The following is a 16,685-nucleotide window of genomic DNA, read 5'->3' as shown; positions in this document are numbered from 1 at the left end:
GGTGGTCCAACACCGGCGACAGTATAACATGATCGGGGATGGAAAGACGCCGGCGGCGAACCGCGGCGGTAACCCGGCGATCGATGGCGATTGTCATTACGATGATCGCGCTGCCAGTCGGACACAGCAGGCGCCGAGCGTGGCCAGGTCAGCGAAGAAGTCGGGGTACGACTTGCGGATGCACTCCGCGCCGACAATGGTCACGGGAGCCGCGGCGCCGAGCGCCGCCACCGCCGCGGCCATGGCCATGCGATGGTCGCCCCCGGCGTCCACCGTGCCGCCTGCCAGCCGGTGGCCGCCGGCCACCACCAGGACGTTCCCCTCCCGACGGACGTCCCCACCGAGCCTTGTGAACATCCGGATCAGCGCAGTCGCTCGATCGCTTTCCTTGTGCGCCAGACGTTCCGCGCCGCCCAGTACGCTTCGCCCGCGGGCGTGGACCGCCAGGGCCACCAGGGGTGGAAACAGATCGGGCGCATCGGTCAGGTCGATCTCGAAGGCACACAAGTCCGCGCGGGAGATTCGCACACCGTCCATTGCCGACGGCCCTCCGGGAACGGCGTTCCATTCAGGTGCCGCACCGGCCGCCACCAGCGCGTTCATGACGCGGCGGTCAGCCTGAGTGGAGGCCGGATCCAATCCCGTCACGACGATGTCACCAGCTACGGCCCCGGCTACCAAGAGAAAGGCCGCCCCGCTCCAGTCTCCTTCCACGATGCAGTCCGCTGCCCGGTACCGCTGATTGCCGCGGATGCGGAACCCCCCATCCTCCTCGTGTTCGGCAGTCACCCCGAACGAGCGCATCACCGCCAGGGTCAGGTCGATGTACGGACGGCTGGCCAATCCGCACACCGAAAGGACCGAGTCTTGCGGCGCTAAGGGAAGGGCCATGAGCAGGCCCGTCAGGAACTGGGACGTGAGCGCGCCGTTCACCTCGGTCTGTCCGCCTTGCAGCGGCCCCCGCACCCGCAGGGGCAGATGGCCGTTCGTGCTCGCACACTCCGCGCCCAGTTGCCGGAGCGGAGGCTCGATAAGCCCCAACGGCCGGCGGAGCAGCGATCCCCGTCCGGTGATGGTCACTTCACTGACGCCCAGCGCCGCGATGGCCGGGAACAGCCGCGCCGCCAGCCCCGATTCCCCGCAATCCAGCGGAGTTCCCACGGGCGCCAAGCCGCCGGTCACGGTGACGCGGTCCCGCCGCACCGCCACCCGGGCGCCCAGCGCCCGGGCCACCGTCAGGGCCGCCCGGGCATCGTCACAACGGGACGGATTCCGGATCACCGTCCGCCCCGTTGCCAGCAGGGCCGCCGCCACGGCTCGAATCATCACACTCTTGGAGGCTGGCGCTGCGACCGTCCCCGCGACCGTCGAAGCATGCATCCGAACGTTCATGCCTTGCCCCCGTCGCCGTTTCCGTCCCGCCGCGGCAGGTCCCGAAACTGGCGGACGAACCCCGCTACGTCGGCCAGCGCCTCGTCGTCCGGCCGGTCCGGCGCCACCCGCCGGGCGATGGCGCTGCCCATGATGAAACCGTCCACATCCTGCAACGCCATCGCCTGTTCCGGGCTGCTGATACCGAAACCGACGAGCAGCGGCAGGTCCGACCGCATCCGAATCCGGTCCACCTGCTGCTGCAACGCGGTGTCCGCGGCCTGATCGGTTCCGGTCACTCCCGCCACCGACACAAGGTAGACAAATCCGGATGCCGCTGCCAGGATCCGCTCCAGCCGCGCCAGCGGTGTGGTGGGCGCCACAAGCTGAATCAGGTGCACCCCTGCATCGGCACAGGTCCGGTGCAACTCGCCGCTCTCGTCCACGGGCAGATCCGGCACGATGAGACCCTGGACACCGACCTCGGCGAGCCGCGCCGTAAAATCGGCCGGTCCTGCCTGATACACCATATTGGCATACGTGGTGAGCACGACGGGCCGTCGGAACCCTGACGGCCACAGCCTCGCCGCCAAGCGGAACACGTCAGCGGGTCGAACTCCGTTTTCCAGCGCGCGACGGCAAGCGGCCTGGAACACCGGACCGTCGGCCAGCGGGTCGCTGTACGGGATGCCCAATTCCAGGATGTCCACCGCCGGGGCCAGCACGTCGATCAGCCGCCGGGTGAACGCTGCGTCGGGATAGCCGGCGTATACGTGGGCCATGAAGGCCAGCCGGCCGGTTTGGCGGCAATCATGCAGTCGTTGGGTCAGGTTCATGGTTGCGCCTCCACAGTCGCCAAGTCCTTGTCGCCTCGTCCCGACAGGTTGAGCACCACCACGTCGTCGGATCCAAGGTTCATCTTCAGCACATGGGCCAAGGCATGGGCCGATTCCAGCGCCGGGATGATCCCCTCGGCGCGAGCCAGCAGTCGGAAGGCCGCCACCGCTTCGGCGTCGGTCGCGCTGACGTAATCGGCCCGGCCGGTACGTTGCAGCTGGGCGTGCTGCGGGCCCACGCCCGGGTAGTCCAAACCGGCGGAGATGCTGTGCGCTTCCTCGATCTGGCCGTCGGCATCCTGCAGCACCATGGTCCGGGCCCCCTGAAAGATCCCCTCGCGCCCACCGCCGAGCGACGCGCCGTGGCGGACGCCGTCACCGCCGGCTTCCACCCCCACGAGACGAACTCCGGCGTCCCCCAGAAACGCATCGAAGATTCCGATAGCGTTGGAGCCGCCGCCCACGCACGCCACCACCGCATCAGGCAGCCGTCCGGCCGCCTTTAGAATCTGTTCCCGCGCTTCGCGGCCGATGATCTTCTGGAAATCCCGCACCACCGCCGGATAGGGATAGGGGCCCGCCACCGACCCCAGCAGGTAATAGGTGGTGCGGACGTTTGTCGTCCAGTCACGGAGCGCCTGACTCACCGCGTCCTTCAGCGTGCCGCAGCCGGGCGCAGTCTCCACCGGCGTTACCGTGGCGCCGCAGAGACGCATCCGCTCCACGTTGACGCGCTGGCGGGCCATGTCCTCGACGCCCATGTACACCTCCACCGGCAGGCGGAACAAGGCGCCGGCCATGGCCACGGCGACGCCGTGCTGCCCGGCGCCCGTCTCGGCAACGACCCGCGTCTTGCCCATGCGGCGCGCCAGCAACATCTGTCCCAGCACGTTGTTGGTCTTGTGGGCACCTCCGTGGAGGAGATCCTCCCGCTTGAGATATACTTTCCCACCCGCAGCCGCAGAGAAATTTCGCGCCAGATACAAGGGCGTAGGCCGGCCGGCGTAGTCCCTGAGCAGGCGCGTCAGCTCGGCGCCGAACGCCGGATCGGTCATGGCCCGGCCCCAAGCCGTCTCCAGCTCGTCGAGCGCCGCCATGAGCGTCTCGGGGACGAACCGCCCGCCGAACCGACCGAAACGGGTGCGGTCCTTGGCGACGCGGGCGAACCGCCACACGGCGACTGCGTCCTTTATCCCCGGCGCCGTCTCCAAGCCGGAACAGGCATCCACGGCGAAGGGATCCACCGGCAAGTCGGTCACCGTCTCGGGCCCGAGCCCGCCGGCCAGGAACACCTTGCCGGGCACGCCGGCCAGCAGCCGGTGGTTGAACGAACGGCCGGTGCCACCGAACCGCGTTCCGTCACCGCTGTCATACAGTCGGGCGAATACGCGGTAGCCGTCGGCATCCGGCAGGCTCTCAATCACGCGGAACGCCTTGATCACCGGCTGCGTCCAGCCGCGGCAATAGGCGGCGCTTTCGCGGCCGTGGAACTGGAGCACGTCGAGGCCGACCACATCCACGACACGACGCACCGCTGCCCGCGGCGCGTCCACGAACACACCCACCGCCGCCACGGTGTTGGGGAGCTCCCGGGTGATCGCCGCCGCGTGCTCCGGCTCAATGTAGCGCGGACTGCCGGGGTGGAAGTTGAAGCCGATGTAGTCGACGCCGGATGCAACGGCCGCCGCCGCGTCCTCAGCTCGGGTCACGCCGCACACCTTCACTTTCGGCCGTCGCAGCGCCGCAAGCCGCTCGGCCGGGTCGGCGGCGCGCATGAGCGCCGTGCCCACGAGCACGGCGTGGGTGTCCAGCCGGATGATGTCGGCCAAGCTGGCAATGCCCGACTCGCTCACCACCAGGCGGTCGGTGGGGATCTGCTCCTTCAGTCGCAGCGTGGTCTCCAGGTCCACCCGAAAATCGTTCAGATCCCGGTTGTTGATCCCGATGATTCCGGCATCCGCGGCCAGAGCTTTGTCCAACTCCGCTTCGGTGTGCACCTCTACCAGGCTGTCCATGCCAAGGCCAGCGGCGACGGCGATGAAGCGCTGCAGGTCCGCCACCGACAGCAGTGCGGCGATGAGGAGCACGGCGTCGGCGCCCAGCGCCCGCGACTCCAGAATCTGGGCCTCGTCGATGATGAAATCCTTGCGCAGCACCGGCAGCGCCGTGACCGCCTTCACCCGCCGGATGTCGGCCGGGTCGCCGCCGAAGAATCGTCGATCGGTGACCACCGATATGGCCGAGGCGTAGCGGTCGTATCCCATCGCCAGTTCGCGGACGGATCGGCCGCCCAGTTCGCCCGCCGACGGCGATCGCCGCTTGATTTCGGCGATGAGATGGTGCCGTCCCCGCAGGTGGGCGCGAAGGCTCCGCGCCGCGGGCTTGAGCCGCGTGAAGTCGGCGCCGCGCGGCAGCTCGGTCCGCTTATGGGCGACGATTTGATCCAAAATCATGGCTGTACCTCCTCAAGTCTTCCAGCTTGGCCGCCGCCCGGCCCGAGTCGACAGCCGCCGCGGCCCGGGCGACGCCGTCGGCGAACGACGCGGCCCGCCCCGCGACCAGCAGGCCCGCCGCCGCGTTGAGCAACACAACGTTCCGGCCGGGACACCGCTCACCCGCCAGCACGCGCCGCACGACATCCGCGCTGGCCCCGGGCCCGTCCACGGCCAGCGCTTCCCGCGGTACGCTCTCCAAACCGGTCTCGGCCGGGTGGAGGGTGAACGTCTGCACGCAGCCGCGGTGCAGCCAGACGATCCGGTTGGGGCCGTCCAGCGTGAGCTCGTCCAGGCCGTCGCCGTGGACCACCATGGCGTCCGCCAGGCCCAGCCGCGCCAGCGCGCCGGCGACGAGCTCCGTCAGCGCGGCGTCGTAGACACCGATGACCTGGGCGCTCACCCCGGCCGGATTCAGCAACGGCCCCAGCAGGTTGAACACGGTGCGGAAACCCAGTTCCCGACGGATCTCCCCCACCCGCCGAAACGCCGGGTGGTGGGCCGGTGCGAACAGGAAGCCGATCCCCGCGGTCTCGATGCACCGGCGGACGCCCTCCGGCGGCAACTGCACGTTCACGCCGAGCACCTCGAGCACGTCGGCGCTGCCGCAGCGCGATGACACCGATCGGTTGCCGTGCTTGGCCACCGCCACGCCGCAGCCGGCCAGCACGAACGCCGCCGCCGTCGAGATATTGAACGTGCGGCAACCGTCGCCCCCGGTGCCGCAAGTGTCCAGCAGCGGCCGCGCCCGCGGCGTGATCCGCACCGCCGCGGCGCGAGCCAGCTCCGCGAAGGCGGCCAGCTCCGTCACCGACACCCCCTTCAGGTTCAGCGCCATGAGTGCCGCCCCTACGCGGGCGTCGGACCAGGAGCCGTCCATCACTGAGCGCATGAAGCCGAGCGACTCCTCGCGGGTGAGGTCCTGCCGCCGGGACAGCTTCGTCAGGATGCCTTCCGCGGTGCTCATGGCAGCCTCCGCAGCGCGTTGGCCAGAATCCGGCTGCCGTGGGCGGTGAGTATCGACTCGGGGTGGAACTGCAGCCCCGTCAGCCGGCCGGCTGGATCCTCCACGGCCATGGGGACGCCGTCGGCGGTGGCGGTCACCTGAAGAGGCGGCGGGATTTCCATCCCGCACAGCGAGTGGTACCGGCCGGCGGAAAAGATTTGCGGCACGCCGTCGAACAGCGTCGTGCCCGCGTGGGTCACCCGCGATTTCTTGCCGTGCACCGGCACGGGCGACCGACCCACCACACCGCCGAACGCCTCAATGAGGCACTGGTGCCCGAGACAGATGCCCAGGATGGGATATTCCGGATGGTACCGCCGAATCAGGGGTACACAGATGCCCGCCTCGGCGGGGGAAGACGGTCCCGGTGACAGCACGATCAGCCGCGGCCGGAGTTCCCCGAGCACTTGCGCCAGGTCGGCGGGCGCGAGGTCGTTGCGGTGGATGCGCACGGCCGCACCCAGGCCGCGCAGCTCGTCCACCAGGTTGTAGGTGAAGGAATCAAAGTTGTCGATCATCAACACGTTCATGAGGCCACTCCCAAGGCCTCGAGGCATGCCCGGCTCTTGCGCCACGTCTCCTCGCACTCGCGCTCGGGCACCGAGTCATGGACGATGCCGGCACCGGCGCGGACCTCGGCGGTGCCATCCCGCAGCAGGATGGAGCGGATGACGATGCAGGAATCGAAATCGCCACGCGGGGTCAGGTAGCAGACCGCCCCGCCATAAAAACCGCGCGCGGCGGGTTCATACCGGCAGATCAGCTCCATCGCCTTGATCTTGGGCGCCCCGGTGAGCGTGCCCATGTTCATGGTGGCCTTGTAGGCGTGGAGCGCGTCGAGGTCGCTTCGCAACCTTCCCCGCACCGTGGAGACCAGATGCTGAACGTGCGAATACTTCTCCACTTTCAGCAGTTCGGGCGCGTGGCGCGTGCCCGGCTCGGCGACGCGGGCGATGTCGTTGCGGGCCAGGTCCACCAGCATGCAGTGCTCGGCCAGCTCCTTCGTGTCCTGGAGCAGGTCCAGCTCGTAACGGGAGTCGAGCTCCGGATCGATGCGGCCGTCGCGGCGCCCCCGGGGGAAGGTGCCGGCGATGGGCCGGATTTCCACTGTCCGCTCCGGGCCGGCCGACACCTTCAGGCAGGTTTCGGGACTGGAACCCAGCAGCACGTATTCCGGCGCCTGGAAGTAGAACATGTAGGGTCCGGGGTTGATCGCCTTGAGCCGGGCGTAGACCTGCAGCGGCGGCTCGGCGGCCGGCACGCGGAAGCTCCGCGCCAAGACACACTGGAAGATGTCACCCCGGCTGATGTGCTCCTGAATCCGGGTGACCTGCGCCGAGAAGTCGGCGTCAGACACCGACACCACCGGCGGCCCGACCGCCGGCGCCGGCGGGCAGCGGAACGGCTCCGCCGCCCGAACCGCCTCTTCCAACCGCCGGATCGTCTCCATGCAGTCGTACCGGGCGTCGCTGTCCGCGCCGTCCAGCACCGGCAGGTTGGAGATGAGATAGGTCTTGTTCTGCAGGTGGTCCATCACGAACAGGTTATCCGCGAAGTAGAAGTCCAGGTCGGGCAGCCCGTCGTCGGGCTGGGGCGGCAGCGCCTCGACCGCCCGGACCGCGTCGTAGGCGATGACACCGTACAGACCGCCGAAGGGGATGTCCAGCCGAATGCGCGGCTCCAGCCGGAAGACCACCGCCCGGAGCACGTCGAAGATGTCGCTCGATTTCAGCCGGGTGTCCTCGTCCTGAACATTCGACCGCTGGCGCACCCGTCCCGTGATCACGTCACCGACGATTGCCACTTCCTCGGCAAAGGGGAAGGCCCCGCCCAGATGCGCCAGGTAGCGGCGGCCGCGGGCATTGAGCGCCCGCACCGCGAAGCGGCTGTTCTTCGCGGTGATCCGCAGAGACGGGTCGACGCAGCCGGTGCTCTTGTCACCGTACTTCTCGATGAGGTCGGCCGATTCCAGCAGAAAGGCGTGAGAACCTTCGCGGAGGCGGTGGAAAAGGCCCACTGGGTCCACCGTGGTGTCCAGCACCTTGTAGACCGTGTCCAGGGTACCCGGCGTGACGTGCGGCGGCATCACAAAATCCTCCCTTCGGCCTTGGCCAGCCGCCGAAGCTGTTTCATCAGCTCATCGAACTGAGCCGGGTACAGCGACTGCCGCCCGTCGGACAGCGCGCGCTCCGGCTCGGGGTGCACCTCCACAATGATCCCGTCGGCGCCGCAGACCAGCGCCGCCTTGGCCAGCGGGATGACGTATTCCCGGTATCCGGCGGCGTGCGACGGATCCACGATCACCGGCAAATGGGTCCGACTCTTGAGCACCGGTACGGCCGCCAGATCCAGCGTGTTTCGGTAGGCCGTCTCGAATGTCTTGATCCCCCGCTCGCACAGAATCACCGCCGGGTTACCCTCACTGAGGATGTATTCCGCGCTCATCAGGAACTCGTCCAGCGACGCCGCCATGCCCCGCTTGAGCAGCACCGGCCGGCCGGCCTGTCCGACCTCCCGCAGCAGCCGGAAATTCTGCATGTTCCGCGCGCCTACCTGGAGCACGTCGGCATAGGCGGCCACGAGCGCCACCTCGTCGGGCGCCATCACCTCGGTGACCACGGCCAGGTCGGTGGCATCGCCCGCCTGCCGGAGGAGTCGCAACCCCTCCTCGCCCAGTCCTTGGAAGGAGTAGGGCGACGAGCGCGGCTTGAACGCCCCCCCGCGCAGGAAAGTCGCGCCCGCGGCCTTCGTCCGGCGGGCCGTGTCCAGGATCTGCGCCTCGCTCTCCACCGCGCAGGGGCCGGCCATGACAGAAAAGTTTGGCGCGCCCACCAGCCGGCCACTTACGTCGATGACTGTCTCCGACGGATACAGCTCCCGGCTGGCCAGCTTGTAGGGGGACAGAATCGGCACCACCCGATCCACCATGGGGTGACTCTCCAGGTGCAGGCCCGCCAGCACCCGCTCGTCGCCGAGCGCCCCCAGCACCACCCGTTCGGTACCGGGCATGTACAGGGGTTTGAGCCCCTCGCGGCTGATGGCCGCGAGGATGACATCGGCGTGCGCCCGGGTCGCCTCGTGTTTCAGAACGATGATCATGCCGTCACTCTCCTGTGTCCGCTCCACGGCGGCCGCCACACCGGTTGGGGTGGGCGTCGAAGAGGCGACAAAAAACCCACCCTCGCGGGTGGGTTGTCGTCAATTGGATTGGAGGTTTAGATCAGAGGGGGCGATGCGAAACCCACGCCGCTTCGGCAAAACGCCAGCTCCACCAAAACCAGTTGGCGCAGGACGTGATCCGGATGTCGGCTTTCTGATTGCGCATCATCGGCGGGATTGTAAGTGTCGAACCGTTCGCTGTCAAGAGACTTTTTTCAATCGAGCGCAACCGGAGTTATTTCCGCCAGAACATGGGTGTGAACAGGATCAGGACGGTGTACAGCTCCAGGCGTCCGGCCAGCATGGCCAGAGTGAGCACCAGTTTCACTGCCCCGGGCAAATACGCGTAGTTCTCAGCCGGTCCGATCGCACCGAAACCGGGACCGATGTTGCCCACCAAGGTCAGGGCGCAGGAAAAAGACGTGAGGATATCCTGATCGGCCAGGGCCATGACCAGGGTTACACCGCCCAGCACCAGCATATAGAGAAAGAAAAAGCCAGTCACGGCGTAGCCGATGTCCTTGCGGATGACCTGGCGGTTCACCTTCAGGGTGAAGATGCCCCGGGGGTGGAGGAGGTATTTCATTTCGTGGAGCCCCTGCTTGAACAGGATCATGATGCGGATCACCTTGATCCCGCCGCCGGTGGACCCGGAGCACCCGCCGACGAACATCAGGAGAAACAGGACGCATTGCGCCAGGACCGGCCATGTTTCATAATCGGCGGTCGCAAATCCGGTGGTGGTCATGATGGACGCCGTCTGAAACGCCGCGTGGCGCAGGCTCGTGCCGAGCTGCGCGTAGGCGTCGCCATACAGGCTGAAAGTGGTCAGCAGGGTGGCCGCGGCGAAAATCGAAAGATACACCAGCAATTCGCTGTTGCGGAACACGTCGCGGAACCGGCCGGTGAGCAGCCGATAGTGAAGAATGAAGTTGATGCCGGCCAGCAGCATGAACACGGTCACCACGCCGTCCACGTATACGGAATCAAAATGCCCGACGCTGGCGTTCTGGGTGGAAAAGCCGCCGGTGGCCATCGTCGCGAACGTGTGCGTCAGCGCATCGAACAGACCCAGGCCGCCGCACATCAGCAGAACCGTCTCCAGGACTGAAAACACCAGGTAGATCAGCCAGATGATCTTGGCGGTTTCGGCGATGCGCGGCGTGATCTTGTCCACCGTGGGGCCCGGGGCCTCGGCCTGGATCAGCTGCAGGCCGCCCACCCCCAATAGCGGCAGGATGGCCACGGTGAGCACCACGATCCCCATCCCGCCCAGCCAATGGGTGAAGGATCGCCAGAACAAGATCGCGGGGGAATGGCTTTCGACATTCGTGAGGATCGACGCGCCGGTGGTGGTCAAGCCAGACATCGTTTCAAACAGGGCGTCGGTGAACATGGGGATCGCCCCGGACAGCATGAACGGGAGCGATCCGAACAGGGCGGCCGCCAGCCAGCCGCCGGTCACCAGCAGAAAGCTGCTTCGGGTGGACAAAAAATCGCGTTTTTCCCGGCGCAGGCCGATGATCGTCGGCAGGCATACGCCCAGTCCCACCCCCATGGTCACGCCGAATGCCCACGCGCTGCGGGTGTCCGCGTGGAACAGGGCCACCGCCAGCGGCAGGGTCATGCAACCGGCGATGATGAGCACGATGAATGCAATGAGACGAACGACCTGACGGATGTTCATGCTGGACCGGTGAAGAGCTCCTCAATCTGGCTGCTGCTTTCAAGCAGGCTGATTACGATGACGTCGTCGCCGGCCTGCAGGCAGAAATTACCGTCCGGGAGGTGGTGCTGATTTTTTCGGATTACCGACAGGATCAGGGAGTTCTCGGGCATCGGCACGTCTTTGAGCGGGGTCATCAACACCGGACATCGCTCGTCCACTGTCAGCTCGATCACTTCCGCCTGCCCTTCGGCGATGGTATGCACGGAACGGAACTTGCCGCCGGTCAGATGGGACAGGATCGCGTCCACGGCACTCCCTTTGGGGCTGACCGTGGAATCGATCCCGATTCGGGTGGCGATCTTGACGTAGTTGGCGTTGTGCACCAGGGCGATGGCCTGCTTGACACCCAGCGTCTTGGCGTAGGCGGCGGAGAGCATGTTAAGCTCCTGGTTGCCGGTGGTGGTGATGATGAGTTCGTAACTGTGAAGCTGCTCTTCGTCGAAGATCGCTTCGTCGGTGATGTCGGAATGGATGATGGTGACATTGGGCAGCTCGTCGGACAGCTGCTTGCACTTGACGTAGCTGCTCTCGATGATCTTGACGTGCCGTTTCCGCTGCTTGATCAGCTTGGCGACCTGTCGGCCGATCCGTCCGCCGCCCACAATGATCACCTCCCGCAACTGCTCGATCACCGAGTGGCCGGACCGGGCGAACAGGCGTTCCAGCGTCTCCTTGTCGGACACGATCTGCAGCATGTCCCCGCTCTGCAGCACCGCGTGTCCGGTGGGGATCACGATTTCATCATCCCGGATGATGGCAGCGACGAGATAATCGCCGGGGTGCGCCGACCGCATGTCCCGCAATGTTTGTCCCGCGAACGGCGAGCCCTCGGCCAAGGTCAGTGTGCGCATTTGGACGGCTTCGGACTTGAAGAGGTACACGTCGCTGTACGCGCCCTCCCGCACCGTGCGAGCGATGGCGGCCGCCGCTTCCATTTCCGGATTGATCAGGTGATCGATGCCCAGATTCGACGTGCCGAAGCTCTTGCTCTTGATATAGTCGGAATTGCCCACCCGTACGATTTTGCGTGGCACGTGAAATTCGCTGTGCGCCATCAGGGCGGTGACCAGGTTGATCTCATCGGAATCGGTCACGCTGATAAAGCAGTCGGCGGATTCCAGCCCGGCTTCCCGGAGAACCGCCAGCCGGTTGGCCTCGTCGTTGATGACGATGCAGTCCAGGTGATTGGCCACGTGCTTGGCCGTCTCCGGATCCTTTTCGATCAGGATCACGTCGTGTTCTTTGGCGATGAGCTGGCCGGCCAGTTGGTATCCGACCCCGCCGGCTCCGGCGATAATGATTTTCATGACGGGTCCCATTATCCCAGACTCGGTCCAGCTGATCAACTGCGGGCGGGGCCGATTATGTTATAACCACCCGGCGGCCCAAACAGGTCCGACAACAAGGGCAACAGACGATGAAGGAAACCAACGACACGCAACAATCGGGCGGCCCCTGGAGCAACATCCAAACCGTGGTGTGGCTGGCGGGGCTGGCCATCCTGGCCTGGCACGGCTGGTGGTGGCCGGGCATCCTGGTATTGGTGGCGGTCAGCATGGCCGCCAAGGGTATGGCGGCGGCGCTGGCACCGCCGCCCCTTGGGGTGGAACCTGTACCCGCCGCCCCAGCTCCGCCGACCGTGGCGACGTCGCCCGCACCTGAATATCGTCCGGACCTGCTACCGGACACCTGCGACCATTGCGGCGGTCCGGTTGATGGCCGGCAGATCCGGTGGACCGGCACTCAGTCCGCCGCCTGTTCGTACTGCGGCACCCGCTTGCTGCTCCGGACGCGTTGACCAACAACGAGATTGACCACGGTCGCTGCCGTCACGCGGAGTGAAGGTGCGCGGTTGGTGCAGGCCGAGTCGGTCCTCGATCGATTCAGCCTTTTTGCAGAAATATCGACGGACGAAAAGCTGTGTGGGCACCGGCCCTCATGCCGCAGATTGTATCAGTGATTGGTATCGCTTCGAAGATTCCAATGTTTGACTGGACTCGCACCGGACAATCCCGTTGGAAATGCACCCGGTGCCGCCAAAGCTGTGGCTGGCCGCTGACCCTACTTCGACGGTCATTTACGGTGACAACAGCCGAATACAACCGCGAGCACCGCCAGAACAAGTCCAAGAACCGAAAGGATTACACCAGCAGTGAAAAACGGCGGTTGGTATTCGAATCGCGCTTGGTGAACCCCTGCATCCATTTGGAATCCCTGAAAAAACCCGTTCACTGGAACGATGGGTTCCGGGGCCCCGTCCACCCATAATTTCCAGCCAGGGTCACCCGTTTCATTCCACACCAATAGGCGGGATGACGACAGGAACACACTGGCCTCCATGCCGTTGTTCCATCTGCGGTACGATAGTACCCGAAATTCTCCGTCGTCGGGGTAGGCTGCCGCCGGACCTCCTTCCCGGACAGCGGTGTGCCCAGGTTCGAATACCCGAGAAAACATCACGCGGGCCGATTCTCCTGCGGCAACAGCCACTACCCTCTCGGGGGCATACAGCTCCTGCACCGGGTCAGCGAGGGCCTGCACGAAGATTGGCACTCCGTCCGCCAACTCCCGCACTGCCACCAGCGGATCGCCGGTAGGCCTAAGTGTAGGCACATAGCGCACCGAATGGGCCCTGAGCACGTTGCGCACTTCTGCCCAAGGGATCGCGTTGCTGCCAAGAGCTTGGAAAAAAGTATGTTTACCCGGGCTTTCCATGACAGCGGGTGTGCCAATCAAACCACTCCGGCAACCCAAAAGCAGGGGCATGTAGTTGCGTGCGAGCGCCTCATACAGTCGGAACTCCTCTTGCCAGAGTGCCGGAGGCACGGCCGCCGGTCTGCCCGCCGGGGCGATCCGACTGGCCGCTGGTCCATCATTGGAGCCCAAGCCGGACAGAATGTTTCCCGGAGCGAATCGGTCAGACGGCAGAGTGGGCAGGATCGGCAGCCCAGCCGTAAAGGTCACACCTATCAGGACTGACACTCCCAGGCAACACACCCTTTGGAACAATTTTTCCGGCATGAAGCACATGACGACCAGTCCAAACAACAACATCCACTGCATGACAAGTTGGGCACCTAGAGATTGCCGGGCTGCCATCAGCCTCGCCGCATCCATTTCCATCCCTATCGGAAAGAAAAGTGGGAGGCTGGCGGCAGCAGCCATTCCCCCTAAGGCGGCGACAAGCACCTTTCCAATAATTCGTCGTTGCCTCCAATCAGCGTCCAGGAAGGCGTCTATGCCACGTACCGCTAGAACAACGATCACCAGCATTGGCAGAAACAGGAGTTTGACAGGGTATCGCAAATATCCCAACAGGGGGACGTAATCCCAAAGCCATGCGTACAATCCTCCGGCGGAACCCATCGCCAGCCAAACGCCGACGCCGATCACCACCGCAGAACCCACTTTCATCCAGCGGGGTGATGCTGCGAATCCAGCCAGAGCCAGTGCCAGCGGGACGCCACCCAAATATAACGACAGAAAATACGGCAGCAGCGAATCCCCTCGTAGCTGGGGCTGCCAGGTTATTTTTGTCTGGAAATTCCCGTACGGCTGCGGGAGAAGTAATTGCAACACGTCCGCACCCTGAAAGGCATAGCGGTCATCCACGGAACCTGCGCTGCGCTGACTGCCAGCTACCAGTGACAAGGCCGGCAAGATCTGGACAGCAGCCAGTAGACCGGCCAACACGGCCGCCCCTGCCAGCGGCACAGCCATTCTGCGGATCGCCAGCCGCTTCCGATGAGCCAGCAGAACCAGATAAACCGCTCCGGCCAGCAGGACGCAGAGGAAGTAATTGGGCTCGATGGCCAGCACGGCCAGCGCTACAACGCCAGCCAATGACACCACGTTACGCCCGTCGAGCCGCCAGACCGCCCGACGCAAGGCGCACAGGAAGAGCGGCATCAGGGCTACATAAGTCACCAAATTCTGAAAAAGGGCATGAGACAACGCAAAACCGTTTAGCACCCAGAGCAGGCCTCCCGCCGCAGCTGTCAATTCCCGACGAACATGGGGACGGATAAAAAAATAAAAAGCAATCGCCCCAACAAGGTAGTGGAGCAGAAAATGCAGTTGGAAAAAGTATACTGTTGGCATCAGGTAATACAGCCAAAACCCTGGGTAGACCACCATGTAGTCCGGATTAGCCAGCGCCGGCTCGCCGCAGTTCACTAACGGATTCCACAAAGGCAGGTGACCGTCGTTAAGAGCGCGAGCCACGAAGATCTTCAGCGGGAAATATTGGTTGATAATATCGCGGAGGTATATGACCCGTTCACCGAACAGTTCGGGCAGAAAAAAAAGCATCCATGCCAAGACAATGAACACCAGCGCTTTGTAACGACTTGCTGTCGAAGAAAACCAGTCCAAACTTGCTCGACACAATGCGTGTGGAAGCTGATGTTCGTCCTTCATGGCGGCATACTCCCGAATTCAGCTTCCCTCCCAAAACCCGCGGATGATGAAAGCCAACAGGCAGGCAAGGACTCCCTTGGCTCAAGGTAAAGCACAGTATCTTTCGGAGCTCTTACGTCGCAGTCGTCCGCTTGCATGACGTGAGCGCTCCTGATTGCCACGTCGGCGATGCCCTCGCATAAGCGCAGAGACAGCCGGTCTTGTTGTGGTTCTACTGGCGCCACTTTGGTTATGCCTCCCCTGCCCACCCCGGAGACGACGTGGCCTATGATCTAGAAATCCTGCCCGGCAATATCGGTTCAGGATTGGTCCCAAGCTCTTGGCCGGGCTGTTTGGCCGGCGTTTGAATGTTGTCGGCACCGCCTGTCGAAGAGTGCATATTGTCAACTTTGTACAAAATATAATAACCACCCCACGAATGCTTGGCAAGTTTCAGATTCGACCTTCTCTCGAGCAAAGATGATGTTGTGATGACAGCTTGTTATTCGGATGCTGCAACGACTGCGTGAATGTCATACGAGACGCTTCAAGACCACATGCTATGCTACCCATCAGCAAATGATGACGGTACGACGTTGAATCGCGTAACAGATGATGTTTTCTGTGCACGATCCATGTTTATTGTCTTGGGGGTGGATCAACCCGGCGTCAAACCAAAAAAAATTAGACTCATGAATGGATCGGAAGAAAACGACCAAAACCAAGATGACCAGAAATGAGTGGTAATGTGTTTCAAAGTGGCGGAGGAGGTAGGATTCGAACCCACGGTCCCCGTAAAGGGACAACGGTTTTCAAGACCGCCGCCATCGACCACTCGGCCACTCCTCCGCGGCAGGCGGGACCGCGCAACCGCGTGTCCCGCGCCGCGGCCGATTATACGGCCGGGTCGCTCCGGTTGCAAGTCGTAGATCCACGCGGGCTGTGCGCTCAGATATAGCGGCTCCGCAGAAGATCGGCCGCGGAAGCGTCGAGAGCCTCGATTCGTCGCACGTCCTCAAACCGTTCCAGCAGGTCTTCCGCCCGCAGCCGCCGCTTTTCCTCTTCCTGGACATCGTGAATGATCCGGCCGCGGTGCATCATGATCAACCGGTCCCCGAGGTTGGCCGCCTGCTGCATGGAATGGGTCACCATCAGGGTGGTGAGCCGGTCTCGGCCCACGATCTCCCGGGTCAGCCTGATCACCACCGCGGCCGTCTTGGGGTCGAGCGCCGCAGTGTGCTCGTCGAGCAGCAGCAGCCGGGGTTTCACCCAGGCCGCCATCAACAGGGTCAACGCCTGACGCTGCCCGCCCGACAAGTTGCCGATCTCGTGATCCAGACGGTCCTCCAGTCCCATGTTCAGCGACCGCACCTTCTGGACGAGTGTTTCGAGGCGACGGCGGGACAGCGCCCGCGCCAGGCCGAACCGACGGTCCCGGCGGGCGGCCAGGGTGAGATTTTCGGCGATGGTCATGCCCGGAGCGGTGCCCGCGAACGGATTCTGAAACACCCGGCCGATCCAGCGGGCGCGCCGGTAGACCGGCCAGCTCGTGATGTCGACTCCGTCAAGTTCGATCCGGCCGCCATCCAGGGAGAATTCGCCGGCCAGCGCGCCGAGCAGCGTACTTTTTCCCGAACCGTTGGTGCCCACCACGACGACGAAGGCGCCGTCGTCAAAGCCGAGATTCACGCCGT

The 16,685-nt window shown here is 64.5% G+C and carries 12 protein-coding genes and 1 tRNA gene; 1 reads left to right on the top strand and 12 read right to left on the bottom strand.

The annotated features are described in order from the left end of the window. Positions 1-96: 96 nt before the first annotated feature. From aroA to trkA, 9 genes are all read right to left on the bottom strand, one after another. The gene (aroA, locus tag GX414_07500; protein ID NLI46935.1) at positions 97-1,392 is read right to left on the bottom strand and encodes a 3-phosphoshikimate 1-carboxyvinyltransferase; all 1,296 of its coding nucleotides are present in this window, start codon (positions 1,390-1,392) and stop codon (positions 97-99) included. Next, positions 1,389-2,207, bottom strand: coding sequence for a tryptophan synthase subunit alpha (locus GX414_07495; GenBank protein ID NLI46934.1), 819 nt, complete (start codon positions 2,205-2,207; stop codon positions 1,389-1,391). Before GX414_07495 ends, aroA begins: the two co-directional genes overlap by 4 nt. Beyond that, positions 2,204-4,660: a tryptophan synthase subunit beta gene (trpB, locus tag GX414_07490; protein ID NLI46933.1), complete on the bottom strand. Its 2,457-nt coding sequence runs from the start codon at positions 4,658-4,660 to the stop codon at positions 2,204-2,206. Before trpB ends, GX414_07495 begins: the two co-directional genes overlap by 4 nt. Next, positions 4,632-5,666 (bottom strand): anthranilate phosphoribosyltransferase, encoded by a 1,035-nt coding sequence (gene trpD, locus GX414_07485; protein ID NLI46932.1) that lies wholly within the window; start codon positions 5,664-5,666, stop codon positions 4,632-4,634. Before trpD ends, trpB begins: the two co-directional genes overlap by 29 nt. Then, the gene (locus GX414_07480) at positions 5,663-6,235 is read right to left on the bottom strand and encodes an aminodeoxychorismate/anthranilate synthase component II (GenBank protein ID NLI46931.1); all 573 of its coding nucleotides are present in this window, start codon (positions 6,233-6,235) and stop codon (positions 5,663-5,665) included. Before GX414_07480 ends, trpD begins: the two co-directional genes overlap by 4 nt. Beyond that, the gene (locus GX414_07475; protein ID NLI46930.1) at positions 6,232-7,791 is read right to left on the bottom strand and encodes an anthranilate synthase component 1; all 1,560 of its coding nucleotides are present in this window, start codon (positions 7,789-7,791) and stop codon (positions 6,232-6,234) included. Before GX414_07475 ends, GX414_07480 begins: the two co-directional genes overlap by 4 nt. Beyond that, entirely contained in the window at positions 7,791-8,804 is a 1,014-nt protein-coding gene (gene aroF, locus GX414_07470; GenBank protein NLI46929.1) for a 3-deoxy-7-phosphoheptulonate synthase, read from the bottom strand. The genes GX414_07475 and aroF overlap by 1 nt, the downstream gene beginning before the upstream one ends. A 295-nt stretch (positions 8,805-9,099) precedes the next feature. Then, on the bottom strand, positions 9,100-10,551 hold the full coding sequence (locus GX414_07465; protein NLI46928.1) for a TrkH family potassium uptake protein: 1,452 nt from the start codon (positions 10,549-10,551) through the stop codon (positions 9,100-9,102). After that, positions 10,548-11,900, bottom strand: coding sequence for a Trk system potassium transporter TrkA (trkA, locus tag GX414_07460; protein NLI46927.1), 1,353 nt, complete (start codon positions 11,898-11,900; stop codon positions 10,548-10,550). Before trkA ends, GX414_07465 begins: the two co-directional genes overlap by 4 nt. A gap of 110 nt (positions 11,901-12,010) precedes the next feature. Between trkA and GX414_07455 the strand changes: the two genes are divergently transcribed. Further along, positions 12,011-12,391, top strand: a complete 381-nt coding sequence (locus GX414_07455; GenBank protein ID NLI46926.1) for a hypothetical protein — start codon at positions 12,011-12,013, stop codon at positions 12,389-12,391. A 275-nt stretch (positions 12,392-12,666) separates the two neighbouring features. Here GX414_07455 and GX414_07450 read toward each other — a convergent pair whose 3' ends face one another. The 3 genes from GX414_07450 to GX414_07440 form a co-directional block, all read right to left on the bottom strand. Continuing rightward, positions 12,667-15,012 (bottom strand): YfhO family protein, encoded by a 2,346-nt coding sequence (locus GX414_07450; GenBank protein ID NLI46925.1) that lies wholly within the window; start codon positions 15,010-15,012, stop codon positions 12,667-12,669. 738 nt (positions 15,013-15,750) lie between these two features. Continuing rightward, a tRNA-Ser gene (locus tag GX414_07445) sits at positions 15,751-15,840 on the bottom strand. A 99-nt stretch (positions 15,841-15,939) separates the two neighbouring features. Then, positions 15,940-16,685: ATP-binding cassette domain-containing protein (locus tag GX414_07440; protein ID NLI46924.1), on the bottom strand; the 746-nt coding region annotated here is incomplete at its 5' end.

This window comes from Acidobacteriota bacterium (assembly GCA_012517875.1).
Lineage (GTDB): Bacteria > Acidobacteriota > JAAYUB01 > JAAYUB01 > JAAYUB01 > JAAYUB01.
The sequence above is the reverse complement of the archived record's forward strand: the minus strand, read 5'-3'. Positions and strand labels throughout refer to the sequence as shown.

Coding starts and splice junctions, on each gene's coding strand:
- aroA (NLI46935.1), bottom strand. CDS start 1,392: ATGAACGTTCGGATGCATGCTTCGACGGTCGCGGGGACGGTCGCAGCG.
- GX414_07495 (NLI46934.1), bottom strand. CDS start 2,207: ATGAACCTGACCCAACGACTGCATGATTGCCGCCAAACCGGCCGGCTG.
- trpB (NLI46933.1), bottom strand. CDS start 4,660: ATGATTTTGGATCAAATCGTCGCCCATAAGCGGACCGAGCTGCCGCGC.
- trpD (NLI46932.1), bottom strand. CDS start 5,666: ATGAGCACCGCGGAAGGCATCCTGACGAAGCTGTCCCGGCGGCAGGAC.
- GX414_07480 (NLI46931.1), bottom strand. CDS start 6,235: ATGAACGTGTTGATGATCGACAACTTTGATTCCTTCACCTACAACCTG.
- GX414_07475 (NLI46930.1), bottom strand. CDS start 7,791: ATGCCGCCGCACGTCACGCCGGGTACCCTGGACACGGTCTACAAGGTG.
- aroF (NLI46929.1), bottom strand. CDS start 8,804: ATGATCATCGTTCTGAAACACGAGGCGACCCGGGCGCACGCCGATGTC.
- GX414_07465 (NLI46928.1), bottom strand. CDS start 10,551: ATGAACATCCGTCAGGTCGTTCGTCTCATTGCATTCATCGTGCTCATC.
- trkA (NLI46927.1), bottom strand. CDS start 11,900: ATGAAAATCATTATCGCCGGAGCCGGCGGGGTCGGATACCAACTGGCC.
- GX414_07455 (NLI46926.1), top strand. CDS start 12,011: ATGAAGGAAACCAACGACACGCAACAATCGGGCGGCCCCTGGAGCAAC.
- GX414_07450 (NLI46925.1), bottom strand. CDS start 15,012: ATGAAGGACGAACATCAGCTTCCACACGCATTGTGTCGAGCAAGTTTG.